Source organism: Sphingobium sp. 22B (assembly GCF_001580035.1).
Lineage (GTDB): Bacteria > Pseudomonadota > Alphaproteobacteria > Sphingomonadales > Sphingomonadaceae > Sphingobium > Sphingobium fuliginis.
Window position 1 is genome coordinate 19,953 of sequence record NZ_LTAB01000004.1, and the last position, 24,753, is coordinate 44,705.

At 65.0% G+C, this 24,753-nt stretch carries 22 protein-coding genes; 13 read left to right on the plus strand and 9 right to left on the minus strand.

The features are described 5' to 3' along the window. Positions 1-80: 80 nt before the first annotated feature. The 3 genes from A0J57_RS05635 to A0J57_RS05645 form a co-directional block, all read right to left on the minus strand. On the minus strand, positions 81-4,112 hold the full coding sequence (locus A0J57_RS05635; RefSeq protein WP_369118711.1) for a strawberry notch-like NTP hydrolase domain-containing protein: 4,032 nt from the start codon (positions 4,110-4,112) through the stop codon (positions 81-83). 234 nt (positions 4,113-4,346) lie between these two features. After that, the gene (locus A0J57_RS05640; RefSeq protein ID WP_022684358.1) at positions 4,347-5,213 is read right to left on the minus strand and encodes a toprim domain-containing protein; all 867 of its coding nucleotides are present in this window, start codon (positions 5,211-5,213) and stop codon (positions 4,347-4,349) included. 62 nt (positions 5,214-5,275) lie between these two features. After that, the gene (locus tag A0J57_RS05645; RefSeq protein ID WP_017183648.1) at positions 5,276-5,602 is read right to left on the minus strand and encodes a single-stranded DNA-binding protein; all 327 of its coding nucleotides are present in this window, start codon (positions 5,600-5,602) and stop codon (positions 5,276-5,278) included. Between A0J57_RS05645 and A0J57_RS25895 the strand changes: the two genes are divergently transcribed. From A0J57_RS25895 to A0J57_RS05670, 5 genes are all read left to right on the plus strand, one after another. Beyond that, a complete protein-coding gene (locus tag A0J57_RS25895) occupies positions 5,586-5,882 on the plus strand; it encodes a hypothetical protein (RefSeq protein ID WP_128830639.1) in 297 nt (98 codons plus the stop codon). The genes A0J57_RS05645 and A0J57_RS25895 overlap by 17 nt on opposite strands. Positions 5,883-6,268: 386 nt before the next feature. After that, positions 6,269-7,357, plus strand: coding sequence for a replication initiation protein (locus A0J57_RS05655; RefSeq protein WP_017183650.1), 1,089 nt, complete (start codon positions 6,269-6,271; stop codon positions 7,355-7,357). Between the two features lie 196 nt (positions 7,358-7,553). Further along, a complete protein-coding gene (locus A0J57_RS05660) occupies positions 7,554-8,756 on the plus strand; it encodes an AAA family ATPase (protein ID WP_017183651.1) in 1,203 nt (400 codons plus the stop codon). A 47-nt stretch (positions 8,757-8,803) separates the two neighbouring features. Beyond that, on the plus strand, positions 8,804-9,817 hold the full coding sequence (locus A0J57_RS05665) for a ParB/RepB/Spo0J family partition protein (RefSeq protein ID WP_017183652.1): 1,014 nt from the start codon (positions 8,804-8,806) through the stop codon (positions 9,815-9,817). Positions 9,818-9,881: 64 nt separating this feature from the next. Next, the gene (locus tag A0J57_RS05670) at positions 9,882-10,232 is read left to right on the plus strand and encodes a hypothetical protein (RefSeq protein WP_017183653.1); all 351 of its coding nucleotides are present in this window, start codon (positions 9,882-9,884) and stop codon (positions 10,230-10,232) included. 44 nt (positions 10,233-10,276) lie between these two features. On the opposite strand, the gene A0J57_RS05675 is transcribed toward A0J57_RS05670, so the two are convergent. The 3 genes from A0J57_RS05675 to A0J57_RS05685 all read right to left on the minus strand — a co-directional run bounded on the left by A0J57_RS05675 (position 10,277) and on the right by A0J57_RS05685 (position 12,621). After that, positions 10,277-10,960: an RES family NAD+ phosphorylase gene (locus tag A0J57_RS05675; RefSeq protein ID WP_017183654.1), complete on the minus strand. Its 684-nt coding sequence runs from the start codon at positions 10,958-10,960 to the stop codon at positions 10,277-10,279. Continuing rightward, positions 10,960-11,358, minus strand: a complete 399-nt coding sequence (locus A0J57_RS05680) for an antitoxin Xre-like helix-turn-helix domain-containing protein (RefSeq protein WP_017183655.1) — start codon at positions 11,356-11,358, stop codon at positions 10,960-10,962. The genes A0J57_RS05675 and A0J57_RS05680 overlap by 1 nt, the downstream gene beginning before the upstream one ends. 96 nt (positions 11,359-11,454) lie before the next feature. Next, positions 11,455-12,621: a hypothetical protein gene (locus tag A0J57_RS05685; RefSeq protein ID WP_017183656.1), complete on the minus strand. Its 1,167-nt coding sequence runs from the start codon at positions 12,619-12,621 to the stop codon at positions 11,455-11,457. 146 nt (positions 12,622-12,767) lie between these two features. On the opposite strand from A0J57_RS05685, the gene A0J57_RS05690 reads away from it, so the two are divergent. Beyond that, positions 12,768-14,006: a site-specific integrase gene (locus A0J57_RS05690; protein WP_013039113.1), complete on the plus strand. Its 1,239-nt coding sequence runs from the start codon at positions 12,768-12,770 to the stop codon at positions 14,004-14,006. Between the two features lie 314 nt (positions 14,007-14,320). On the opposite strand, the gene A0J57_RS25195 is transcribed toward A0J57_RS05690, so the two are convergent. Both A0J57_RS25195 and A0J57_RS05700 read right to left on the minus strand, forming a co-directional pair. Beyond that, entirely contained in the window at positions 14,321-15,199 is an 879-nt protein-coding gene (locus A0J57_RS25195; RefSeq protein ID WP_009824028.1) for an AAA family ATPase, read from the minus strand. Then, the gene (locus A0J57_RS05700; RefSeq protein ID WP_004212864.1) at positions 15,126-16,526 is read right to left on the minus strand and encodes a Mu transposase C-terminal domain-containing protein; all 1,401 of its coding nucleotides are present in this window, start codon (positions 16,524-16,526) and stop codon (positions 15,126-15,128) included. The genes A0J57_RS25195 and A0J57_RS05700 overlap by 74 nt, the downstream gene beginning before the upstream one ends. A gap of 191 nt (positions 16,527-16,717) precedes the next feature. Here A0J57_RS05700 and A0J57_RS05705 point away from each other — a divergent pair, with 191 nt between their 5' ends. Next, complete coding sequence (locus A0J57_RS05705) at positions 16,718-17,290, plus strand: recombinase family protein (protein WP_009824027.1); 573 nt, start codon at positions 16,718-16,720, stop codon at positions 17,288-17,290. A gap of 289 nt (positions 17,291-17,579) precedes the next feature. Beyond that, positions 17,580-18,782: an aspartyl protease family protein gene (locus A0J57_RS05710; protein WP_013039112.1), complete on the plus strand. Its 1,203-nt coding sequence runs from the start codon at positions 17,580-17,582 to the stop codon at positions 18,780-18,782. Here the strand turns inward: A0J57_RS05710 and A0J57_RS05715 are convergent. After that, positions 18,776-19,195: a helix-turn-helix domain-containing protein gene (locus tag A0J57_RS05715; protein ID WP_007406847.1), complete on the minus strand. Its 420-nt coding sequence runs from the start codon at positions 19,193-19,195 to the stop codon at positions 18,776-18,778. The two genes, A0J57_RS05710 and A0J57_RS05715, sit on opposite strands and share 7 nt — an antisense overlap. 75 nt (positions 19,196-19,270) lie before the next feature. Here A0J57_RS05715 and A0J57_RS05720 point away from each other — a divergent pair, with 75 nt between their 5' ends. From A0J57_RS05720 to A0J57_RS05740, 5 genes are all read left to right on the plus strand, one after another. After that, positions 19,271-19,897: a cation transporter gene (locus tag A0J57_RS05720; RefSeq protein WP_004212870.1), complete on the plus strand. Its 627-nt coding sequence runs from the start codon at positions 19,271-19,273 to the stop codon at positions 19,895-19,897. Then, positions 19,897-21,864 (plus strand): cytochrome c/FTR1 family iron permease, encoded by a 1,968-nt coding sequence (locus tag A0J57_RS05725; RefSeq protein WP_017183571.1) that lies wholly within the window; start codon positions 19,897-19,899, stop codon positions 21,862-21,864. The genes A0J57_RS05720 and A0J57_RS05725 overlap by 1 nt, the downstream gene beginning before the upstream one ends. A 73-nt stretch (positions 21,865-21,937) precedes the next feature. Next, positions 21,938-22,234, plus strand: a complete 297-nt coding sequence (locus A0J57_RS05730; RefSeq protein ID WP_007406840.1) for a hypothetical protein — start codon at positions 21,938-21,940, stop codon at positions 22,232-22,234. Between the two features lie 60 nt (positions 22,235-22,294). Continuing rightward, entirely contained in the window at positions 22,295-23,572 is a 1,278-nt protein-coding gene (locus tag A0J57_RS05735; protein ID WP_013039111.1) for a TolC family protein, read from the plus strand. Continuing rightward, entirely contained in the window at positions 23,572-24,750 is a 1,179-nt protein-coding gene (locus tag A0J57_RS05740; protein WP_004212877.1) for an efflux RND transporter periplasmic adaptor subunit, read from the plus strand. Before A0J57_RS05735 ends, A0J57_RS05740 begins: the two co-directional genes overlap by 1 nt. Positions 24,751-24,753: the final 3 nt, after the last annotated feature.

The following is a 24,753-nucleotide window of genomic DNA, read 5'->3' on the forward strand; positions in this document are numbered from 1 at the left end:
CGTCGGCCGGCTTGAGCCACTCAGGCCCACCCGGCCGAAGGCCCCCTCCCCTCTCTTCGATCGCTTGACGCTGCCGCTGCTCAGCCTGCTATCTCGCCAAGGATCTCGACGGCGCGGCTCGGTGGGACGAAGAGCCGCGTGCGGTGTTGGATGATCTCGGTGAAGCAGCCCGCCGCCTTGAGATGAGGAAGGGCGTCGGACTTCCAGTCGAGCAATTCGAGGCGTTGGTCGCCGGCGACCAAGGCCCGCTTCAGCCGGAGCGACCCGATCGGCATGATCTCGCCCGAGGTGCGAACGTGCTCGACCCGCGCGCCTAGATCGATCGCGACATGGGCGGCGATGCCGAATGCGCTGGCGATCCGCTCCACCAGCGGCGCCGGAATAAGACGCCCGAGAAGCGACTGGCCGTCATCGCTCGTCAACCGCCAGACCTGGACATGATCGTCGGGCAGCTTTCCCCAGACCGGGAGCAGCAGGCCCGTGACCAGATAGATGATCTGCGTACGCGTCTGCGCGGCCATCGCGTCGCATTCGGCCTGCCAGGCTTCGTCGAAGCTCGCGCGGTCCACGTCGGTCCAATGGGTTTCGGCGAAGAGGTCCTGCCGGTGCCGTTCGGTGCGCGTTGGACGCACCAGCTCGTAGCGGCGCACGGTCCGCCCCTCTTCGTCCGTCAGCGAGAAGGTCGGCCGGCAAATGGCGGCCTTGCCGGAACGCGGGTTGATCAACCCGCGCGCTTCCGGGTCGGCCAGAAGCCAATGCGCTCGTTCCAGAGTCAGCGGCCGATATCGTTCCTCGGTTTCGATACGCAGGATCTCGGTTTCGGCGCCGCTCACGGGATCGCGCCGGATCACCGTGCGGTCGAGGATCGAAATTCGGTCGGCCGCGATCGTTTCGACGCCAAGATCGAGGGTGCCAGCCTCGCGGGCCTTTTCCACCCGTGCTTCGATCAAGCCCAGATATTCGTCGAAGATCGCGTTCTGCAGGTCGATGCGCAGTGCCAGGATGCGGTTCAACCACCGCTGGATCGTGGGCAAGGTCTCAGTGAGCCCCCCACCCTCCCCGGCCAGGTTCAAACCGGTGAGCGACTGGAATTGATCAAAGCGCACCGATTGGAGCTTTCCCTGGAACAGTAGGCGAAACCACTGGTCGAGCGATTCCCGCGCGAAGTCGGACTCCAGATTGTCGCGGGGGTCGAAAAGTCCCTGCCCGCCGGTCTGGCGTTGGCCGCGGGTCAGGGCGCCCAAGCTGTCGAGGCGCCGGGCGATGGTCGAGATGAACCGCCGTTCGCCGCGGCAATCGGTGGAAACGGGCCGAAACAGGGGTGGGCTGGCTTGGTGGGTGCGGTGCGTGCGGCCCAGCCCCTGGATCGCCGCGTCAGCACGCCAACCGGGCTCGAGGAGATAGTGAATGCGGCGCCTCTGATTGAGCGCGTCGAGGCTGGCATGATAGCTCCGTCCCGTGCCGCCGGCGTCGGAAAAGATCAGGATACGCTTTTCGCCGCGCATGAAGCTGTCGGTCTCCGCGAGGTTCGTGCGCGCGCTGCGCCGTTCGATCCGCTGACGGCCCTCGGCATCGACGATGATCCGCCGGCTGCGACCCGTCACCTCGGCCACTGCCTCCGTCCCGAAATGCACGATGATATGATCGAGCGCCGAGCCGACCACCGGCAGCGCACAGAGTTGCTCGAGGAGCTGGTCGCGCATGGCCATCGCTTCCCGGCACAGCACGGGCTGCCCAGCCTCGTCGATCATCGGTTCCGAGCGCACCGTGCCGCTATCGTCGGTATAGGTGCGCATCTGGCGCACCGGAAAGGCCGCCGTCAGATAGTCGACCAGGAATTCGCGCGGGGACAGCTCGATGTCGAGCCAGGCGCGCTCCTCAGGGGACAGGTCGGCAAGGGCACGATCGAGCATCGCTTCCGACGTCGACACGAGCTGGACCACGGCGCAGTCGCCCCGCGCGAGATCGGCGGCGATCGCCGGGATCAGCGACGGCAGCTTCATCGACAGCAGGATCTGGCCGAAGAAGCGTTGCTTGGTCGATTCGAAGATCGACAATGCCGCGGCCTTCGCGCCGCTATTGTAGGTGGCACCGCTGAAACCGTCGGTGACGCGCGTGGCGGCGAGCGCGGCCTGCAGATTGTTGTGAATGATCGCCCAGGCATCGGCATAGGCATTGTATACGGCGATCTGTTCTTCGCTGAGCCGATGCTCGAGGATGTCATATTCGACGCCGGCGAAGCTGAGCGCCCGCGCGGCATAGAGGCCCTGCGCCTTGAGGTCGCGGGCGATCAACTCCATCGCTGCGATGCCGCCGCGGCGAAGCGATTCCACGAAGGCCCGCCGGTCGGCGAAGGCCGTCTGCGGTCCCCACAATCCGAGGCGTGTCGCATAAGCGAGGTTGCTGACGTCCGAGGCGCCCGTCGCCGAAGCGTAGAGAATCCGGGCGCGCGGAGCGAGATTTTGGAGGCGGACGCCGGCGATGCCCTGTTCGGATCCTTTCGTGGCGCCGAACCGGCCCTCGCCACCGGCCACCCCGGCCATCTCATGCGCCTCGTCGAAGACGATGACGCCGCTGAAATCCTCACCCATCCATTCGATCAGCTGGCGCAGCCGCGTGCCCCTGTCACCGCGGTTGGAGCGCAGGGTGGCATAGGTCAGGAAGAGGATCCCATCGCCCAGCGCGATCGGGGTGCCGAGCTTCCACTGGTTGAGATGCTGGATGTCGAGCGGCAAGCCGCCAAGCGCCGACCAGTCGCGCCGCGCGTCTTCGATCAGCGTCTCGCTCTTGGATATCCAGAGGTGGCGGCGGTTGCCGCGCAACCACTGGTCGAGGATGACGCCCGCCACCTGCCGCCCCTTGCCGGCGCCCGTGCCATCGCCAAGGAAAAAGCCCGTCCGATAGGCATTGCCGGCCTCTGCCGGCAACAGCGAAAGCCCCTCCTCGCTAGATACGAACCGGCCCGGAAGGTCACGCTCGAACGCCGCGCCAGCGTAGATCAGCGTTTCGAGCTGCGCGTCCGAGAGCAGGCCGTCGTCCAAGATCCTGGCCGGCAGCACGGGTTCATAAGCGACCGAGGGTGCGGCAATCGATCCCATTGCCTGCGATTCGACCAGCGCGCTTGGGTGCTCACGGGCATCGGCAATCAGCAGACGGCTCGGCCGATAGGGCAGGTAAATCCCTTGCGGTTCGCCCGCGGGCGCCGGCGCGTCGAGACGGTGATAGGCGACCGCGCGGATCGTGGGCAGGGTTACCGCCACACGCGAGCTTACGGGGCGGGTCCGCCGCGTAAGGCCCCGGAACAATCCGCTGGGGCGGGAGATCGGTTGCGGCGTGGGGGCGCACGGGGTCGCCATCGCATCGACGGCCGCGAGCGCAGCGCCGAACGTCGTACAGGTCTGGCGTGAGACGCAATCCCCTGCCCCGCCCTTTTCGAGGAGAATGAGCTGAACCGCTTGCCCGGTGCCGTGCTTGGTATAGGCATTGGGCGGCAGGTCGAGATGCAGCCGGAGATGTGCGCCCGCGGTGGCGTGCAGCCAATCCGCGTCCCCTGTCTCGATGCGATCGGGAAGAATGACGGCGCAGCGCCCGCCTGGTGCGAGGCGCAAGAGCGCGGAGCGCAGGTGGCGAAGCGCAGCGTGGCGGTCGCGCCCCCGTCCCTGGCTCCGCGAGAAGGGCGGGTTGATGAGCACGACGCTCGGCACCAGTTGCGGATCGAGCATGTCGTCGATCAATTCGCCGTCATGCGTGCTCAATGTGCCCTCGGGAAGGGCATGACGCAGCAAACGCGCGCGCCAGGCATCGATCTCATTGAGGAGAAGGCGAGCGCCGGCAAAATGACCGTGTACGGCCAAGAGCCCGGTCCCGGCCGAGGGCTCGAGTACGATATCGCTTGCCGTGATCGCGGCTGCCCTGGCGGCAAGGAAGCCGATCGGTGCCGGTGTCGAGAATTGCTGGAACGCGACCTGCGTTTCGCTACGCACGCTGTGCGTCGGAAGCGCCGCCGTCATGGCGATCAGCTGGGCGAGCCGCACATTCGCATCTGCCGGGAGTGTTGTGTTCTTCAGATGGAGTATCTGCGCGAGTTCGAGCACATCATAGGCGTCGCGCAATGACCATGAGCCATCCGCGCTCGAGCCACCGAAGGCGGAGGTCATCCCGGCAAGGAGGTCGTTACGTGCAACCGAACGGCCTTCGGACAGCCGGTCGGCTATGCCTTGAGCAGCGGTCCGGGCGGGATCATCGAGCGGCAGCGTGAGCGCGAGGGGTTGTGTGGCCATGGGGTATCTCCGGGTCTGACACCTGGCATCAGCGCCAGGTCATCAGCCTGAAGGCCCCCTCCCCTCTCAGGCCGCCTCGGTGGCCCGGCGGACACGCCAAGCATCATTCCAGTCCGCGTGCCGTTCCGGGAGGCGGAGCACCAGTTCGCGTCCATGGGCTGTGAGATGCGGCCGAGCTTTTTTGAGCATGGCGGCAGCGGCGGCACCGCGATCGCCATAGACGATGATACGCTTGACCCGTTCGGGGATGGCGACAAGCCCAAGGCGTTCGACCCCGCCCAGTGCCCAGGTCGGCGTTCCGAACCAGGCCATTGCTGAAAGGGCGTCCTCGATGCCTTCGGCAAGGCCAAGCTCCTCGTCGGCCGGCGCCAGACGAATGGCCGCGTCGCCGAGAAGGCCAAGGGCAATCTTCGGTTTTGGCAAGGGTTTGTGCAGGATGTCGGCGAGATCGAGGCAGGTCCGCTGGACGGCGACAACTCCCAGATCATTCTCGACCGCGGCGATCATCGCCGGAAAGTACCGGCGACGCTCACCGGCCCCGACGATGGTGCGCGGATTGTAGCGCAGACAACGCGGATAGGGAGGAGCAAGACCGCGTGCGGCAAGGTAATCGGCCGCTGGCGAGCCGGCTATGGGCTGGCTTGCCTTCCATAGCCGAAGCGCGAGAGCGCGATGGTCGGCCATCGCCTTCGGGCGCGGCATGGTGAGCGGCACCGCATCGTGAAGTTTCCGCCGGCGCAGGGCAGTCAGAACGTCGCGCGTATCGCAGCCAGCAAAGCAGTGGAACAAGATCGCCCGTTCGCCCAGGCGCACTGACAGGCTGGGGCCATGATCGTCATGAGCCGGGCAACGGCATTCGCCGCACGTCCCGCGCCACGTTCCGCCGAGGGCTTCGACAATGGCTTTGGCGCGATGGGAAGCAGCTAGGGGCATCAACTAATCCTTGCAAAGTGGTGGAGCGCCGCTGCCGGTTGCGCCCTCCCCTCTCCGCCAATTCAGCCAGGCATGCCCTTGGCTGCGAGGATACCGAATTCCTCGACGATGCGATCGGTTGTGTAATGGGTCACGCCGTCGCGTTCATAGGAGCTGTCCTTGAGCCGCCCGGCAATCCGCACCAGATCCCCGACTTGGGCTCGGTCGGCGATATGCTTGCGCTGGCCCTCGCTGAAGACGCTCACGCGGTTCCAGTGACTGTCTTCCTGCCATTCGTCATCGTCACCCTTGCGGCGGTAATTCGCGCAGACCGACAGCAGGGTGACTTTCGGTCGCGCATCGATTTCGCCGATCCGGCCGATGATCTCGAACTTGGCGAAGTTGATCATGCACCCTCCATTCGTGACGTCCTTTGGTGAGGAAGCCTATCGTGGACGGCCAACTTCGCGTATCCCTCCAGGCAGGGGGATTGAAGGTTTGCTTCAAGCGCAGCGCCAATCTCTTTCTCAAAATAAAAATATCAAAACGCCGCTGCTCGCAGCGGAAGCTTTTCCGATTCAAAAGGATTCAGATTCGGGAAGCCGAAAGCCCAGCGTTTCTGCGGGCTTGAGCAAGCCTATCCTGACCGGACGGGGGATTTTGCCTGCCCTTGTGGGGGCTCATTCCTGACCGATCGGGGGATGCAACCTGACCGGTTGGGGCTTTCCTGACCGCATGGGGGCCAGGCTCTGTTGGGCGCGATTCGCTCGTCATATCGCTCGTCAGGGACGTTCTTCGCCCTCCCCGCGGCCGTTTGCGAGGGTCAGATCGCTTTGAAACGCGACTCGGCGTACTTCCTTGTGTTTTGTCGTTTCGGGGTGAAGTTCCATCCTGACCTCTTGGGGGCCGAAACCGCCGTCTATCCTGCCCTGACTTGACGCAAGAGGACAGGTCAGGCAGATTTTCTTCCACGCCGGACGAATCGGTCCAGACTTCATGGCATGGATGACGAACAAGCCCTAGACCACGCTGTAACGCCCTCCCCCGCCGGTGATGATGCTTCTCCGGGGCGGGCGATGCGGGTGGCTGCCGCCCTGCAGGCCAAGGGCGGCGACGAGTTCGCCAAGCCCGGCAGCATCGTTGAGGTCAAGTTCGTCAAAGGCCAGTCGCTGAGCCTGACCGCTTCGCGTTTGCTTGCGCTGATGATTTTGACTGCGGGCGGTGATGCCTGGGAGGACCGCCCGCACAAGATGCGAAAGGCGGATATTCGCCGCGGCCACAAGGGCAATGAGCGCATCTCGGATATGCTCGAGGAACTGCATCGCACGCTTTTTGCGGTCGATGATAAGTCCTGGCGCGGCAAGAAGGCGACGCTGCGCTTTTCTCTGATCTCATCATCGCGCGAAGAAGTGGAGGACGAGGAGGGCGCTGAGGCAGGGTGGATCGAGTGGGAGTTCACGCCCGACGCTCGGAAACTGATTCAGGAATCGGAGACCTATGCGGTCCTGAACCGGCAGGCGGTGCTCGGCTTTCGGTCGACCTATGCGCTAAAGCTGTACGAGATCGGGGCATTGCGGTTGCATCGACGCCAGTCGCTATGGAAGGGCGACATGACGGCACTGCGTGCGCTGCTCGGCATCGCGCCAGACGTTTACAAGGACTTTGCGCAGCTGCGCCGCAAGGTTCTCGAAAAGGCGAAGGCCGAAATCGACCAGCTCGCTCATTTCCGTGTGGAGTGGCGGGAAATCCGTCAGGGTCGAACCGTCACCGAGATCGAATTTCGTTTTGAGCCAAAGGATGCGCCTGAGCAGATAGCGACCGTGGATGAAATTGCCCGACACTCTGCGGGGAGGAAGGCGAGGCGCGAGGACGAGGTCGAGACTGTGGCCGTCGAAGCCGTCACGCAGGCGGCGGTGGCGGCCTTGGTGTCAAAGGATAAGACTGGGGCAGGGGAGGTTACCTTCCCAAACGGCACGATCCGATTTGGGTCGGACACGCTCGCGGCCATTGGCCGTTCGGCCGGCGGTGGTTGGGACATCGACCTGATTGCCGACGCCTATCGCGCGCAGATGGGTGAGAGGCTGGCGAAGCTGAAGGGCGCCAAGCTGATCGCGTCCTGGACCGGCTTTTGCGAGAGCTTCCTGGCGCGGCGCGGGCGCCCTTGAGCCGAAATTGCACCGGTGCAATTTCAGGGTGGCTAGCCCCCAAGAGGTCAGGTTGTAGGCGTGCGCACGAAAGGCTGGCGACGCAATTCGAGGCAATTGGGCCGACCGGGCCTACTCACTTGCGAAAATAAGCCTTTCATTGACCTAAAAGTGCAAATTGAGCTATGGCCCCTACAGTTTCGCAAGGGGGCCTATCTTGGCTGCATCACTCGATATTGAGGGCACGCAGGATCTGCTGTCCGTCTCAACGCTTGCACAACGGACCAGCTCTGTTCTCGAGCGGCTCCGCGACTCTGCGCGTAGCGCCCGGGCGGACGAACGGCGCGAGCCCACCTTCCCGATCGGTAAAGCGGCCGAACTGGTCGGCCGGACCGCGGCGGCCATTCGCGAGGCCGAGAAGGACGGCCGCTTGCCGCCGCCTCCGCGAACCGAAAATAATCGGCGCGTCGGTTATACCCTGGCGCAGCTCAACGACATGCGGGGATTGTTCGGCACCCGGCCCTGGCGGGCTGCCACCGACCCCTGTTGCGTCATCGCGGTGCAGAACTTCAAGGGCGGGGTCGGGAAATCGACCCTATCGGTGCACTTGGCTCAATATCTCGCGATCAAGGGCTATCGGGTGGCTCTCATAGATTGCGACAGCCAGGCGTCGGCAACGACGCTCTTCGGCTATGTTCCCGACCTCGACCTGACCGAGGAGGACACGCTCTATCCGTTCCTGCGGCACGACGACATGGAGTCGCTCGACTATGCCTTGCGCAAGACCCACTTCGACGGTCTGGAGCTTGTCCCGGCCAATCTGCGGCTCTTCCAGTCGGAATATGAAATCGCGGCGCGCATGGCGCGGGGGCAGGGGAACCTGATCGACCGCATGGCGCAAGGCATTGCGAGCATTGCCGATCGGTTCGATGTCGTCGTTCTCGATCCGCCGCCTGCGCTCGGTGCGATCTCGCTTTCGGTGCTGCGTGCGGCCAATGCACTGGTCGTGCCAGTGCCGCCGACGGTGATGGACTTCTCGTCGACTGCAGCCTTCCTCGCCATGCTCGACGAGACCATCGAGACCCTGGCTGATCGCGGCTTGGCCCCGTCGCTGCAGTTTCTGCGCTTCGTGGCCTCCAAGGTCGACGAGAACAAGTCGATGCAGAAGGAATTGCTGAACCTGATGCGGACCCTTTTCGGCCACGCGATCGTGCGCACACCGCTCAAGGATTCGGCGGAAATCGACAATGCGACGGCGCGGCTGATGACGGTCTATGAGCTTGACGGACCTGTCACCAGTTCGGCGGTGCGCAACCGCTGCCTCGCCTATCTCGACGGCGTGAACAGTGAAATCGAGGTCGACATCCGGTCGATGTGGCCCAGCCATCTGGCGCGCTTGCGCAAGGAGGGCCTCGCCTGATGCGAGCAAAATTGCACCGGTGCAATTCCGGGTAGAAGGGGTGGATGATGAGCAAGAAAAACGCCAACTTCGCGGCTGATCTGGTCGCCGGAATCGACCCAGGGGCGCAAGCCCCAGCGGCGCGGCGCCCTGGCATCGGTGCGAGCGTCCTGGCGGGTCGAGAAAGCCGGCTCGCCGAATTGGCGACGGGCAGTGTCGTCTCACGCACCCATGAACTCGTTGATCCGGCACGTTGCCGGATGTGGGTCGGCCACAACCGCGAATATGCGCTGCTTAACGAGGAGCGGTGCGCCGATCTCATCGAAAGCATCAAGGCGCAGGGAAAACAGGAAATGCCTGCCATCGTCCGGCGGGTGAAGGACGATCCTGCTGTCGATTTCGAGGTGATCTGCGGCGCGCGCAGGCATTGGACGATCAGCTGGCTTCGTGCCCATAACTATCCGGATTTCCGCTTCCTCGTCGATATCCGTAGCCTTACCGACGAGGAGGCGTTCCGGCTTGCGGACCTGGAAAACCGGGCGCGCGATGATCTTACTGACCTGGAACGGGCGCGCGACTATTTGCGCGCCCTCGACGCCTATTACGAGGGGCGCCAGAAGGTCATGGCCGAGCGAATCAATGTGACGGAAAGCTGGCTTAGCCGTTATCTCGACCTTGCTCGGCTGCCGGCGGAACTGATGGCGGCCTTCGCCCTCCCGCAGGATCTGAGGATCAAGCATGTCACGGCGATCAAACCGCTTCTGAAACCGGAGGACCGGCGTCAGCGTGTATTTACTGAGGCGACGCGGCTCGCGGAGGCGCAGGCCAATCGCGGGATGCCGATGCCGGTTCCTGAGGTCATCCGCGCGCTCGCTCTGGCCGCCGATCCCCCCAAGAGGTCAGGTTCCCCCAAGAAGTCAGGAAAGCCGGAAACGATCGTGTCCGAAGGGGGAAAACCGCTGCTGAAAGTGGAGGCGGTGGATCGCAAGGGTCTCAAGCTAATCCTGCTTCCGCATGCCGGTGGTACGCGGGCTGAAGCGGAGGCCGCGTTGAAAGCCCTGCTCGATCAGCATTGGAGCTAGGACAATCTTCAGCGGTTCTGAGATGTGAGAGTTTTGTCTTCACATGTTAAATATGGACTGCCCAATGACTGCGGCCTTCCAGGATGACATTCGCGAGAATGAGATCATCGCGCCCCGTCGTCTGGCGGAGCGCCTGCGCTTCTCCATGGCGCATTTGGCTCGCGTTGCTCGCCTGGATCGTAAGGCCATGACTCTGTATCCCTCCGCCCCGACCGTGCAGATTAAACTGGAGGAAATAGCCCGAGTTATAACGCGAGCGGCAGAACTTGCAGGCGAAGAAGGCAAGGCGGTTATCTGGTTCAAGCATCAACCCCTTTCTGGAGTTGGGAAAACGGCTGCGGAATTGGTTGCGAATGGCGATATCGATATCGTCATGGAAGATCTCGATCGTATGGCTGCCGGGGTCTATTCCTGACAGGCGTCACTCGATGCCGAAAGGCTAGCTTGTCCGCAGGACCTTTAGGTGAATGTCTTCTTCTCGTAGACGGTGACAATCGCCCGGCCATCCCAAACGTAGCACAGGTGCCGCTCCTGTCGGCAGTTTGCGAGTAGGCGAGGGCGGAACACCGCGGCGCACTCGCCGTCGGTGTCGCGCACGCTTTGGTATACGATGCCATCCGAACCTTGCTCACGCAGGTGTCGGCCAAGCGCCTGACCGGCGGCATAGCTGTCCGGGGCATAGAGGGCAGGGCGTTCATCCCGCAGGCCGCGAATATCGTGGAGCATGGCGTCCAAGTCGACCGCGTAGACGCGCATGTCGAGTTCCTGCGCCGGTTCGTGGGTGTACGCCATGAAGCGGGTTCGGTGATGGCTCGTCTCGGCAACCGCAGTCTCGATGGTGTTGGCAGCATAGAACAACCCGAAACTGCCGTCACAGAATCGGCTGCCATCTGGATTGAGGTGGGTGAAGGCTGCCATGATTGCCGATGTCCCGGGTCCCGATACGCGGTCCTCCGATGGGACGAGCGCGAGGTCCCCGACCTCGTCGCGAAGCCGGTCGTTGGTCATCGCCTCGATCGCATAGACCGCTTCTAAATCGGCCGGATCCGCTACGTCTTCAAACAGCGATATGGGCGGGAACCGGCTTGCGACGATCCGATAGCACGGTTGCCACCGCACTTGCGTCGTCGCAATAGCATCCATCAGCCGCGCTGCGCGTCGATATATTGGCGCACCACGTAGAGATCGGCGACATTGCCCGAGGCCATCCGCTCGATCGCCGGGCGTCCGGCGAACAGCGGCGCCTCATTGGGTTTGCGTACCCATTCGTTGGCGGTACGGGGCAGGAGCATCTTCAGCCCCTTGTAGATCCCCATGACATAGGAGATGCGCTCCAGCGCATCCTTGGGAATCGCCGCGACGGCGCCGCGCTTCCAGGTCTGGAAGGTCGAGCGGCTTTCGAGCCCGAGAAGCTTCATCTGCTCGGCTTCCTTAAGGCCCCAGGCGTCGGCAATGCGGAAAAAGGTGCGCAGCGCCGGACCGCTCAGATCCTTGCGGCTAGGCGCTTTGGCGGGGACGCCGGAATGGGCAGCTGTGGCCATTGGCCATCTCCTTCTTTCTCTGTCTATGTATGATATCTGTACATAACGTCAAGAGGAGATCAGTTTTCATACACGCCTAATGCGCGCGAGGCCGCGTCAGGGATGGCCAGAACTGCCGGCGAGCAACCGGTCGATCTCGCCCATCGCCGCGTCGAACTCGGCGAGGGCCGGATGGGGGAGCGCGAGAGCGTGGTCCAGGGGTGCCGACAACCGATCCCTTCGCGGAGCTTCGGCGACCAGCAGAACCTTGCCCTTGATGCTCGCGCGCCGCGCGAGGCCCGCTGTGACTAGCGCGTCGCCGATCGCATAGGTGCCGCGCCGGCTGATCCCGAACGCCGAGGTCATCTGATCGAGCCCGAGCGGCGCAAAACCAGCGAGCAGGATCCACACCTGCGGTGCCCGCGCGCTCGAGCGCAGGTGCCCCAGCTGCTCGCGCATCAGCGCCGCGCGCCGTCGCGCTTTCGCGACCAGCTCTGCAAGCCGGGTAGCGCTGGCGTGGAGAGTTCGCGCTGAGACAATGGCGCGTTCGCCAGGCCAGAGCTGCGGCTGAAGCGTTTCGGCGGTCACCGCGCCGGGGCAGGGGAGGGCAAGCTGCCACGCGCCGCACGCGGTCAGCAGCCGCCCCAGCGAGGCATCGACCGCCCAGAGCGGTGTGCGCGGGGCGGCCTGCTCGATCGCCACCGCGCGGTTCCCAAGCGAACGGATGTGCACGGTGCGCTCCAGCAGCGCGAACAGCGGATCGGCGCGCAGCAGCGCGTACAGGTGGCCCAGACCCGCGAAGGGCAGGGGAATCTCGTCATCCGCGCCGGCCTGTTTCACCAGCGTGAGCGCTCTGCCGATCGCCTCCTCCGCCAGCGCATCTTCGGCTTGCATCGGGCGGTCGGCCCCGAAGCGAGCGGCCAGAGCGATGGTCTGCGCGGCGTCGGCAAGCGGTTCCCACGGATGATGGCTGAGTTCGCCCAGCAGGGCGCGGACCACGGCATAGGCGGAGCAGGCGGTGAGGGGCGTCTCTTGGGGGGCGCGATCGAGCCCGGCGAACCAGGCGTTGAACCGGTGTTCGGCGTCAGCAAATCCCGCCTGCGCCAAGGCCGAGAGGAGCACCTCGCGCAGCAGCCCTACGCAGAACAGCCGCTTTTCGGTATCGGTGAGGCCGGTGAGGAGCCCGTCGAGGCGGCCGAGCGCGAGCGCGCATTCCGCCTGCGCCTGGCCAAGCGCCTCGGGCGGAGCGTCGGTGTCGGCGGCGAGGGGATGGAAGCGCTCCATGCCGAATGTGTAGTGAATGCCAAAACACTGCACAACTGCTCGGAGGGTCCGTAAATGAACATGTGATAATTGCAGTTATCACATAAGCAGATTTGACCGTTCTTTATAAGGTGGGCTACAAGCGCGGCTGAGGAGCGAGGCGCGTCGTGAGCACCGAAACCGCCCGGGAAGGGCCAGAAATCCCCGTAGCGCCGCCTGAGGCTGTCCTGCCGGCCGTCAGGGCGCCGGCCGACCTTGCGTGGACGATCGTGCAGATGCGCGCCGGCGAGCGCATCACCGTCAACGAGGGCCTGATCGCCGCCTATCAGGCCGCTTCATCGCCCCATAGCATCCGTGCGCTCAAGTCCGACGTCGAGGCGTTCGATGCGTGGTGTAGGCGCAACAACCGGATCGCGCTGCCGGCCACGCCCGAGACCGTGGCCGATTATCTCGACGCGCGGGCCGGGAAGGGGAGCCGGCCGGCCTCGCTATCCCGCTACAAGGCGTCGATCGCCAAGATCCACCAGCTGCTCGAGCTCAAGGATCCGACGCCGGCGCCGCTGGTGAAGCTGCGGCTCCAGACGGTGCGCCGCGAGAAGGGGGCTGCGCAGAAGCAGGCGCGGCCGCTGCGGTTCAAGGGCCCGGTGCGCGACGTCGAGCGCGACAAGGCGCGGGGGCTCAACATCCGCGCGCTGCTCGAGAGTTGTGGCGAGGATCTGCCGGGGCTGCGTGATCGGGCGCTGCTATCGGCCGCTTATGACACCGGGCTGCGCGCCTCCGAACTGGTGGCGGTCGCCATTGAGCATATTGAGGAGGCGATCGATCCCGAAGCGCGGCTGCTGCAGATTCTGCGTCATAAGGGCGATCAAGACGGGGAGGGGGCGACCGCCTACCTCAGCCCGCGCACCGTCGCGGCGATCGCGGCGTGGACCGAAGCGGCGGGGATCACGACAGGGCCGCTGTTCCGGCGGGTGCAGGTGCGGCGCTACAAGGCGCGGGCAGCCGTGCGCGGTCGGCCGATCGACAGCATCTCGGGCCGGGAGACGTGGGATCTGCGCAAGACGCTGTCCAAGCCGGCGGTGAAGGCGCGCGTCGAATATGACATCGGCACCGTGGCGCTGCACCCGGGCTCGATCGGACCAATCTTTCGGTCGATCATCGGCCGCGCGTTCGACCGTGGCGCGCTGCCCGATTTGACGGCGGACGATCTGGCGCGGTTGCTGAAGGGGATCAGTGCGCACTCGACGCGGATCGGGCTCAATCAGGACCTGTTCGCCAGCGGGGAGGATTTGGCCGGCATCATGGACGCGCTGCGGTGGAAGTCGCCGCGGATGCCGCTCGCTTATAATCGCAATCTCGCGGCAGAGCAGGGGGCGGCGGGGCGCCTTATGGCGAAGATTGGCTAGTCATGACGGCCTAAATAGGTCTTTGGATGATGCCGTGCGACCACACGACGGCGGCAGGTAGATCGAGGGATTTGCGCAGCGGCAAGAACCGGAGAAGGGAGGCTGAGCCCCCGGGGTCTTGAGCTACAACGTTAAGCCTAAGAAACGGGCAGGGGCCTGGTAGCGCGTAGTGTATGAGCGAAGCCACCATCGCTCAAACTCATCAGCACAGTCCAATTTCGAAGAGGAAACAAGAAAGTGGTTCCGGAAACGGTATGGATCTTATCCTGTGTAAACGCTCGCGCTAAATGGCGGCGTTCTGATCGCGCTATTTGTCAGTTGCCGGGTCCGATGACGAGGCAATCGCGCGCGGCCTGAACGATGTCAGCGGTGACCTCCTCGACGCGGTTGAGGGTCATGATCCGCCGCATCTGCGCGAACAGGCGCTCCATGAGCCGGAAGTTGCCGCGCGTGATGCGGATCACGGCTGCCTGCGCTTCGATCGCGTCGAGTTGGGCCGGGTCGAAGCTGATCCCGAAATCGCCGGCGTGGGTCGCGAGCAGCAGCCGCATTTCGGTCTCGGTAAGCGGTTTGAACTCGTGGACGAAGCCGATCCGCGAGTAGAGCTGGGCATAGCGGGCGAGGCGCTTCTCCAAGCCCGGCATACCCATCAGGATCAGCCCGAAGCCGTGGCGATCGGCCATGTCGCGGAGATGTTCGAGCGACTTTATGGTCAGGCGGTCGGCCTCGTCGACGATGACGAGGGGGCAGGCGATGCGGGCGGCGTCATGGGTGATTTCGTCCTGCGAGCCGCCCGCGACCGTCAGCCGGGCATAGCCCAGCTTAATGAGGTTGAGGCCCAACACCGCGTCGATCGTCTTGGGCGTGTTGCTGACCGACACGGTGTAGAAGACGGCGCGGCAGCGAGCGACCTTTTCGCCAAGGAGCGCGGCAATGGGACGGAGCGCGGCATATTCCCCCAGGTCGGGGAAGCTGGAAAACTCGCGCGCCGATCGCGTCTTTCCGACGCCCGGCCGGCCATGACACACGCCGATATAGCGGTAGTGCGCGCAGGCTTCGGCAAACTCGACGAACCGGGCATGTTCGCGGGTCGCCAGGAACGGCTGCTCGACCAGGAACTCAATCGTCAGCGGCGTAGAGCCGGAGCCCTCGGTAGGTGGTGGGCCGGGAAGCCGTATCCTCTTGGTCGCCATCGAAGGTCTCCGTGGGGGCAGGCACCTGCTTGTCGCGCTCCTTCGCGCCGCGCCGGGCGCGCTGGATCGCGCGCAACGACGGGTGCCCAGCGTGCTCGGAGCTGAGCGCACGGCAGACGAACCGGCCCTGGTGGTAGACGTGGATCTCGGTCAGGTCGCGGGGGTCATAGACCGCCTCGACCTGCTCGCCGACGAAGGCCGCGAGCGTGGGTTCGACATAGCGCCTGCCCATCAGACGGATGCCGTCGCGCAGCACTTTACGGGGCTTGGGCACGTGCACGAGCAGCATGTCGAGCTGTTCAAGGCTGTCGGGCATTGCGGGCAGGAACCCGCCCTTCTGCCAGCGCGTGATCGGCGGTTCGCCGGTGCTGCCATGCGGGCGACGATGATAGACGCCGCACACGAACGCCTCGAAGCGGGCGCGCAGCTCGTCGAGCGTGAGCACTGGCGCCGACAGCGGCTTGCCCGCGATCAGGTGGCCGGGCAGGTCGGGCAGGAACATGTCGTTGATGGTGCGGAACAGCCGCTCGATCTTGCCGCGCCCGCGAGGACGCCCCGGCAGCGAATGGATGAGGCGGATTTTGAGGGCGATGCACGCCTGCTCGATATGCTCGGAGATGAAATCCGAGCCGTTGTCGACGTAAAGCTGTTCGGGAATGCCGCTGACGATCCATTCGGGATTGGGCTTGCGCCAGATCGCCTGCCGCAAGGCGAGCGCCGTGTTGAGGGCACTGGGGGCATCGAGGCTGAGGAAGTAACCGGCGATGGCTCGGCTGTGATCGTCAACGATGACGGTCAGCCAAGGACGCACCGGGGTTCCGGCATCATCGAGCACGAGAATGTCGAGAACGGTATGATCGGCCTGCCACATCTCGTTCGAGGTCGCGGCTTCGCGCCGATGCACTAGCTCGTGCTGGTCGCGGTAGACGGCCGGATCGGAGGCTGCGGCGATCTGGCTTGCCGGTATCGCCCTGACGACACGCGCGACGGCCGCATAGCTGGGGGTTCGGTGTCCATGCGCGATGGCGAGTTCCTGCACCTTTCGGTGAATGGCGGCGACCGGGGGTCGCGGGCGCTTGGTGGCGAGAGTGCGGGTCAGTTCGACCAGATGTTCCGGCAGGTGCAGCCTGCCCCGATCGTTGCGCGGCAGACGCGCGAGACCGGCAAGTCCTTCGGCACGGTAGCGCCCGAGCCAGCGCTGCAACGTCCGCTCGCTCAGCGTGCCGGTGCGGGCGAGGTCCGCGAGCGGGATGCCATCGGCGAGGTGCGGTTCAAGGACGCGGTAGCGCTCGATCGCCAGCGGCGGGACAAGCGCCGGATGCGTCACCGCCGACGGTCCGTGTCGCAGGTAAGGAAAACGGAGATTTGCCTGCCCATCGCCATGCGAGTCCGCTCGCGTTGCCAAACCGGCCTGTTCGACGTAAATCTACCCGGTAAAGAAAACTAGGGCAACATAGACCTGCCGATGACGACTTTCTTCCCAAACCGCGCCCGATCGGGGCGCCACCGGCCCTACGCATGAAAATCGGTTACGCCCGCGTATCGACCGCCGAGCAGAACCTGGACCTCCAGCGTGATGCGCTGAAGGCTGCCGGCTGCGAGAAGGTCATCACCGACAAGGCCTCCGGGGCGACTGCCGCTCGCCCTGGATTGGAAAAGGTGAAGGAGCTGCTTCGCGCCGGCGACACACTGGTGGTCTGGCGCCTCGACAGGCTCGGCCGCTCGCTCCGTGATCTGATCGGATGGATGACCTACCTCGACGAGGAAAAGGTCGGGCTGCTGAGCCTGCACGAGGCGATCGACACGACCACCACGTCGGGCAAGCTTACCTTCCACCTGTTCGGGGCATTGGCGGAGTTCGAGCGCAACCTGATCCGCGAGCGGACCCAGGCCGGTCTCACCGCAGCCCGCGCTCGCGGCAAGAAGGGTGGCCGGCCGGCCGCACTCGGCAAGGACAAGCGCGACCTGCCCGTCAGGCTCTACCACGAGAACACGATGCCGATCGCCAAGATTTGCTCGATGCTCGGCATCTCCAAGCCAAAACTCTACGCCTATGTGCGATCGGCCGAGACCAAGCCGGTAGCCGCGTAGCGACGCTCGCCGACAAATAGCGCGATCAGAATGCCGCCACTTAGCGCGAGCGTTTACACCGTTCGCGGTCCCGATCGGCCCAGCGTCCCCCGGAACCGTTCGTTATCGGGAAGGCATCTAAGCGGTCTGCACCATCCTTCATCTAAAGTTCTCCAAGCGCTTCTGAGGATTTTCGGGCGCACCAAAAGCACTTGCTCCTCCAGTGGCTGGAGCATGTAACCGCAATTTGCTCTCCTGCGGACGGGGGGCTGGAGGTGGCTTTTTGACGGCCCGTGTTGAAGCAATCGGTATGTCTCGACGCTCATTAGTGGCGCGGCTGGTGGCCTGTGGAACCGGCTTGGTGCTCGGTTCTCCAACGCTCGCGCGACAGACTTCCCGGTCTGCGGGCTCGTGGAACTTCGGTGCGGCTCACCTCGAATGGGAGCCGCTGGAAGTCGGCACGGGTGATACCCTCCTTGTTTCGGCACAAGTGCGCGGAGTGCCGGTGCGGGCGGTGCTCGACAGTGGCAGCGGCGCGTCGATCATGAGCACGGCGCTCGCGGCGAAGCTCGGCTTGAACGATGGTGAGCGGCGCATGATTAGCGGGCTGAGCGCCAAGGCCCCGGTGCTGCTGGTCCGCGACATCGACGTACAGCTCGCCCGCGAAACCCGTCGCTTACCCTTTGCCGTCGTTGGTGATCTGAGTTCAGTGTCGGCGGCCTTCGGACGACCGATCGATATCCTCCTCGGTGCCGATATGTTCACGGGTAGCTGCATCGCGCTCGATTTCGCGAAAAGGCGTATGGCGGTCGTCAAGTCAGGCACGTTTCTCGCCGGTCCCGACTGGCGCGCTGTCGCGCTCGGGCGCGGTGCCAAGCAGGAGCTGTTCATTCGAGCTTCCGTCTCGGGTTTGCCTCCCGTGCCCTTGATGATCGATCTTGGCAGCTCGGCCGCGCTGATGCTCTCGTCGGCCTATGCCCGCGATCAAGGGCTGTTGAACGGGAAGCTCGTCTCGACCGCGGCGATCGGCGGCGTCGATGGTGTGCGTATCAACGATGCTTTCACGATCCAGAACATCAACATCGAAGGGCTTGGCGTCTCGAACGTCCCCACACTCGGGATGAGAGCTTGGCTCTCCACCAGCACGGTTGGCAATGTCGGCCTACCGCTGATCGCTCAATTCGACGTGGTGTTCGACGTGACCGCCGGATTCGTGTGGCTCCGGCCACTCGGTCCTCGTCGTCGCCTGCCGATGCTGAAGGACCGTAGCGGCCTTGGCCTCGCAGCCTCACCAACGGCGCTCACCGTTGTTCATGTGGCGGCGAACAGTCCCGCGGAAAAGGCTGGCTGGGCGGTCGGCGACCGGATCGTGGCGGTGAACGGCCATTCGATCGATGCGAACTATACGCGTGGGGAGCTCTGGCAAGTGCGCTCCCGGCCTGCTGGCACCCTCGTAAAGCTGACGATGGCCTCGGGTGATGTGCGCGAGCTCAGGCTGGCCGATTATTATTGATCGGCTTGAGGGTGGCCTTTGCCGATCGCCTTCATGATCCGACAATCGGCCATGCGCGCCTTGGTGCAGCTCTGGCTGAGCATTGCCAACTCATCCCGCAACACCGCGAGTTGCGCCAGTCTCTCCTCCACATCCTTGAGGTGCTGAGCAGCGATAGCTGAGGCGGCACCACAATCCTGGTCCGGGTTCTGCGCCAGCCCCATCAACGAACGGATCTCGTCGACGGAGAAGCCAAGCCGGCGACCGTTGCGGATGAAGTGCAAACGCTCAATGTCACTGGCATCGTAGGTTCTGCGACCCGACGCCGTGCGAGGGGCGGATCGGAGCAACCCGATCGACTCATAAAAGCGGATCGTCGTCACCTTCGTCGAGGTCTCGCTGGCGAGCTGCCCAATCATCACCGGCTTCATCATGCCATCCTTGCTTATGCGAACGTGTCGCACATTTCGCTTGCTTCTACAGCGACTGGAGGTGGTAAGGAAGGCCGCATGAATGCTTCTACCGAAAGCTGCGGGTGCCACGGGGAGCCCGCGCGCGCGCAAACCGATCCGGCCTATCGCCGTGCGCTGCTGACCGTCGTGGTGCTCAACCTCGGCTTCGGAGTCGCCGAGCTGTTCGGCGGGTTCATCGCCGATAGCCAAGCGCTGAAAGCGGATTCCCTCGATTTTCTCGGGGACGGGTCGATCAGCCTTATCGGTCTTCTCGCGCTTGCCTGGTCCGCACGGGCGAGGGCAAAGGTCGCGCTGACGCAGGGGTTGTTTCTCGGTGCGCTTGGCGTGGGCGTAATCGGTTTCGCGATTTGGCGCGCCCTGAACGCAACCGCGCCCGATGCCGAACTGATGGGCACAATCGGCGTTGTCGCGCTCGCGATCAATGTCGTGTCCGCCTTGGTGCTTGCGCGTTTCCGGGAAGGGGACGCCAATGTTCGCGCGATCTGGCTGTTCAGCCGCAACGACGCGCTCGCCAACGTGGCGGTGATCGCCGCGGCCGGTCTGGTGGCGTGGACAGGAAGCGCCTGGCCGGACCTCGCCGTCGCCGGCCTCATCGCCCTCCTGTTCCTCCACTCCGCTTATGAAATCGTCACTGGCGCTCGGCGCGAATTGGGAGAGCGGTAGTGCGTCTGCTCGCGTTGATCCGGGCAATGCTCTCGTTGCGGCTGCTCTCCGCGCTCGCGGCGCTGCTGATCCCTGCTGCGGCAATCGCCGAACCCGGCGACGTGCAAACCGCATGGCGGCTGCTCGACTATATGGCCGTCGATTATGGCGGCGCGGTCGCCAACGGTCGGATCAAGAGCACGTCGGAATATGCCGAGATGACGGAGTTCGCCGCGTCGGTCTCGACACGGCTTCAGGGCCTGCCGGCGAAGCCGGAGCGTCAAGCCCTCATCCAGCGGGCTGCCAACCTCCAGGCGGTGATCGCGGAAAAGGGACCGACTGAACAGGTGGCAACATTGGCGCACGGGCTCGCGGCCGATCTGTTGCGCGCCTACCCGGTGCCGCTCGCGCCCGATAAGGCTCCGAACCTCGTCTCCAGCGATGCACTGTTCCGACAATCCTGCGCGTCCTGCCACGGGATGACGGGCAACGGCCGTGGCCCTGACGCCGCCAAGCTCGCTACGCCCCCGATTGCTTTCACCGATGCCGAGCGCGCGCGCCAGCGCAGCGTGTTCGCGCTCTATCAGGTGGTGACGCAAGGCATCGACGGGACCGCGATGCAGAGCTTCGCCGATCTGCCCAACGATCAGCGCTGGGCGTTAGCATTCCGAGCCGGGAGCTTCGCCTTCACGGATGCGCAGGCGCGCGAAGGCGAGCGGCTTTGGAAATCCGACCCGACCCTTCGCCGGCGCATTCCGGACCTGAAAACCCTGGTCGCGCTCACCCCGGCCGCGCTCGGCGCGGCGATCGGCGACGCCAAGGCTGACCCAGTGCTCGCGTTCCTGCGTCGTCATCCCGAACAGGTGATACAACAGGCTCCCGGCTCGCTCGCGGTCGCCCGCGCCAAACTCGCCGAAAGCGTGGCGGCTGCGCGGCGCGGCGATGCGCGCATGGCGAAAGAGCTGGCGCTGTCGGCCTATCTCGATGGGTTCGAGCCGATCGAGCCAACACTCACCGCGCGCGACGCGACGCTGATGGGTCGAATCGAGGGCGCGATGGGGGAGTTCCGCGCCTCGATCGACCGGGGCGCGTCGCCCGATGATCTCGCGGAGAAGGTCGCAGTACTGGGCGGCCTTTTCGACGATGCGGAAGCGGCGCTCGCGCCTGATGCCGCCACCGAAGCGTCCACGTTCCTGGGCGCGTTCACGATCCTGCTGCGTGAAGGGCTCGAAGCCCTGCTCATCGTTGTCGCCATGATCGCGTTCCTGCGTAAAGCCGAGCGCGGCGAGGCGCTGCGGTACGTGCATGGCGGCTGGGTCAGCGCGATCATCGCGGGCGGGATCACCTGGGCGGTCGCCACCTATGCGATCGGGATCAGCGGTGCGAGCCGGGAGCTGACGGAAGGGTTTGGCTCGCTGTTCGCCGCGGTCGTGCTGCTCTCGGTCGGGATTTGGATGCACGGCAAGGCGCAGGCCGATCAGTGGCAGCGCTATATTCGCGCGAAGATGTCGCGGGCGCTCTCGGGCGGGTCGGGCTGGTTCCTGTTCGGGCTGGCGTTCGTCGTAGTTTATCGCGAGGTCTTCGAGACGATCCTGTTCTATGCCGCGCTTTCGGCGCAAGGTGACAACGGGATGCTTCTCGCGGGGGCCGGGTCGGCGATTGGACTGCTCAGCCTGATCGCTTGGGCCATGCTTCGCTACAGTCGCAAGCTGCCGATCGCGCAGTTCTTCCGCTATAGCTCCTGGCTCATGGCGGTCCTGACCGTCGTGCTGGCGGGTAAAGGCGTCGCCGCGCTCCAGGAAGCCGGCCTTATCAACATCGCACCGCTCGCGGACGTGCCACGGCTGTCGATGCTCGGCGTGTTTCCCACTTGGCAATCGGTGCTGGCGCAACTCCTGATGGCGGTCGCCATTGCGGTCGGGTTCGCCTGGAACGGGCGCGACCGATCCCGCTCGGGTTCCGGCTCAGTGACCCTTGGTTCGAATTAGTGCAATGACATGAAAACCCTTCCGTGATAGAGGCAAGCTAGTGCGAGCCTTTTTGCCTTTCCTGACATGCCTGATGCTGGTCCTGACCAGCTTCTCCGGCATGGCCCATGCCGCCGATCTGGCGGGGGGAAGCATCGCGGGCGTTGAGTTCACGGTCCATACCGCCGGTGACATCGATCAGGTGCCATCGGACTCGGACAAGAATGTCCCGCATCATCACAATTATTGTCACGGACACGACGTCGGCGCGCCTGCGCGCACGACGATGGAATATACCCCCGTCCTCACAGTGCCCAAGCCGACAATCTCCGCCTCTGCGTCGCTCGACGGCCGCACCGGCATGGTCCATTTGAGGCCCCCCCAAGCCTGACGTCCGATTTGGGCGTGCGTTGGCGCGCCCCTGTCGATCATCGTCAGGAGTCCTATTTTCATGAATCGTATCCTCGCGGCCATGCTGGCCGCAGCGTCTTGCGCCACGATGGCGCAGGCGCAGGTCGGACCGTCCGCGCCTGTTGCGCAGGATGCGCCGGTCTACACGCTTGACCAAGCGGTCAGTGCAGCGGGCGGTTCGGCCCCTGCTGCGGAAGCGGCGACAGCTGGAATCGACGCGGCCCGTGCAGGTCGCACAGTCGCCGGCTTGCGGCCCAATCCGGTGGTTCAAGGCCAAGTCGAGAATGTCATCGGCTCCGGGCCGTATCGGGGGGTCCGCAGCGCGGAAACCACGGTCGGCTTTGCGATCCCGATCGAGCTAGGCGGCAAGCGCGGCGCCCGCGTCGCGGTCGCCAATGCGCAATTGTCCCGGGCCGAGATCCAGGCCGCGATCATCGCGGCGGATGTCCGGCTTCAGGTAACGCAGCTCTATGTCGAAGCGGTCGCGGCCGATCGCCGGGTAATGACAGCCCGCGATCAGGCCCGGATCGCCAGCGATGCGCTGCGGGCCGCGAGCGTTCGCGTGCAGGCAGGGCGGGCATCGCCACTCGAGCAACAGCGCGCGGATGTCGCGCGTATCAATGCCGACGCCAATGTGGAGCGGCAGCTTCGCTTGGCCGAGGCGGCCCGCGCCAATCTGGCGCGTCGGATCGGACGGCCGATCGACGGCCTGCTCGATGACACGCTGCTCGATCGCCTTCCCGATGTGAACGTCTATGGGCCGTTGGCACCGGTCAACACGACCGGCACACTCGCGCTGGCGGCAGCCAACGCGGATTTCTCCATTGCCGAAGCCGGCGTGCGGCTCGCGCGCGCCAATCGCGTGCCTGACCTGAACGTCGGGCCGTCGATCCGCCGCCTGGAAGCGACCAACGACATGGCGGCGGTGTTCAGCGTGTCGATCCCGATCCCGGTGTTCAACAATGGTCGCGCCGCGATTGCGCAGGCGACCGCGCAGCGGACCCAGGCGGATGCGCAGCGCCGCGTGACCGCGCTCGACATCGAACAGGCGATCACGGACGCGCAGGCGCAGGCGGCCAATGCCGCAACGACGGCTCGTGCGGCGTCGGGGCCGGCGCTGGCGGCTGCACAGGAGGCCGCCCGCATCGCGCGGATCGGCTATCGCGAGGGCAAGTTCGGCCAGCTCGAATTGCTCGATGCTGAACGCACGCTCGCCGAAACGCGGGTCGCCGCGATCGACGCGCTTGCCAATTACCAGAATGCCCGCGCGCAAGTGGAGCGACTGACCGCTCGTGCGCCCAATGGGGGGAATCAGTGATGAAGAGCTTTTATCTCGCGGGCGCGGCGTCGCTCGCCCTGCTCTTGGCTGCCTGCGGCGGCAAGGATGGCGGAAACGAGGCAACTGCCGAAGGCGCAGCTGCCAATGAGACGGCAGCGGGCACGGAAAAGGGCGGTGCTGAAGGCGGTCATGCCGGTGAAGGCGTCGTCACATTGGGTGCCGACCAGATCGCCACAGCGGGCGTCCAGGTCGGACGGCCGATCATCGGCGGGGCCGGGACGATCGAGCTGCCCGCGATCATCGAGGGCGACCCACAGGGAACGCAGGTCGTCTCGGCCGCAATTGCGGGACGCGTGGTCGCGCTCACCCGTAACCTCGGCCAATCGGTCGGACGCGGCCAGACCATTGCGGTCATCGAAAGCCGCGAGGCGGCGCAGATCAAGGGCGAGGTCGAGGCGGCGCGGGCGCGGCTTCAGCTCGCTAATTCGAACCTCGCGCGCGAACAGCGGCTGTTCGCGCAGAGAGTCTCCCCTGAACAGGATCTGATCGCCGCCCGCACAGCGGCGACGGAGGCGCGGATCGCCCTGACGCAGGCGCAGAGCATGGTTTCGGCGGCGGGTGTCGGCGGCGGCGGGCTCAACCGGCTCGGCATTGCCGCGCCGATCTCGGGCCAGATCATTGCGCGCCCCGTGACGCTGGGACAAACGGTCGCGGCGGATGCCGAACTCTATCGCATCGCCAACCTGAGCCAGGTGTCGATCGCGCTTAATCTCAAGCCCGAGGATGCGGGCCGGGTGCGTCCCGGCAATACGGTGCTGGTGAAGGCGGCAGGCCGTCAGGCGACCGCCCGCGTGACCTTCGTGTCGCCGGCGCTTGATCCGCAGACGCGGCTCGTGCCTGCGCTCGCCACCCTCGACAATCGCGGTGGCGAATGGCGGGTCGGCGAGCCTGTGACGGCAGCCGTGCAGCTCACGGGCAGCGGCGGGAGCGGGGCGGTCCGCGTGCCGACGACGGCGGTCCAGAGTTTCGAGGGCAAGTCGGTCGTGTTCGTGCGCACGCCCACCGGCTTCAAGGCGACCCCGGTCCAGCTCGGCGATGCGTCGGGCGACACGGTGATCGTCCGGTCGGGCCTGACCGGCAACGAACAGATCGCCACCACCGGAAGTTTCACGCTCAAGGCCGAGATCGGCAAGGGCGAAGCGAGCCACGAGGATTAAGCC

Bases quoted from the DNA above. Each gene is read 5' to 3' on its own strand.
- A0J57_RS05640 (WP_022684358.1), bottom strand. From the start codon at position 5,213: ATGCCCCTAGCTGCTTCCCATCGCGCCAAAGCCATTGTCGAAGCCCTC.
- A0J57_RS05645 (WP_017183648.1), bottom strand. From the start codon at position 5,602: ATGATCAACTTCGCCAAGTTCGAGATCATCGGCCGGATCGGCGAAATC.
- A0J57_RS05655 (WP_017183650.1), top strand. From the start codon at position 6,269: ATGCGGGTGGCTGCCGCCCTGCAGGCCAAGGGCGGCGACGAGTTCGCC.
- A0J57_RS05665 (WP_017183652.1), top strand. From the start codon at position 8,804: ATGAGCAAGAAAAACGCCAACTTCGCGGCTGATCTGGTCGCCGGAATC.
- A0J57_RS05670 (WP_017183653.1), top strand. From the start codon at position 9,882: ATGACTGCGGCCTTCCAGGATGACATTCGCGAGAATGAGATCATCGCG.
- A0J57_RS05675 (WP_017183654.1), bottom strand. From the start codon at position 10,960: ATGGATGCTATTGCGACGACGCAAGTGCGGTGGCAACCGTGCTATCGG.
- A0J57_RS05680 (WP_017183655.1), bottom strand. From the start codon at position 11,358: ATGGCCACAGCTGCCCATTCCGGCGTCCCCGCCAAAGCGCCTAGCCGC.
- A0J57_RS05685 (WP_017183656.1), bottom strand. From the start codon at position 12,621: ATGGAGCGCTTCCATCCCCTCGCCGCCGACACCGACGCTCCGCCCGAG.
- A0J57_RS25195 (WP_009824028.1), bottom strand. From the start codon at position 15,199: ATGGCGACCAAGAGGATACGGCTTCCCGGCCCACCACCTACCGAGGGC.
- A0J57_RS05705 (WP_009824027.1), top strand. From the start codon at position 16,718: ATGAAAATCGGTTACGCCCGCGTATCGACCGCCGAGCAGAACCTGGAC.
- A0J57_RS05710 (WP_013039112.1), top strand. From the start codon at position 17,580: ATGTCTCGACGCTCATTAGTGGCGCGGCTGGTGGCCTGTGGAACCGGC.
- A0J57_RS05715 (WP_007406847.1), bottom strand. From the start codon at position 19,195: ATGATGAAGCCGGTGATGATTGGGCAGCTCGCCAGCGAGACCTCGACG.
- A0J57_RS05720 (WP_004212870.1), top strand. From the start codon at position 19,271: ATGAATGCTTCTACCGAAAGCTGCGGGTGCCACGGGGAGCCCGCGCGC.
- A0J57_RS05730 (WP_007406840.1), top strand. From the start codon at position 21,938: ATGCTGGTCCTGACCAGCTTCTCCGGCATGGCCCATGCCGCCGATCTG.
- A0J57_RS05735 (WP_013039111.1), top strand. From the start codon at position 22,295: ATGAATCGTATCCTCGCGGCCATGCTGGCCGCAGCGTCTTGCGCCACG.
- A0J57_RS05740 (WP_004212877.1), top strand. From the start codon at position 23,572: ATGAAGAGCTTTTATCTCGCGGGCGCGGCGTCGCTCGCCCTGCTCTTG.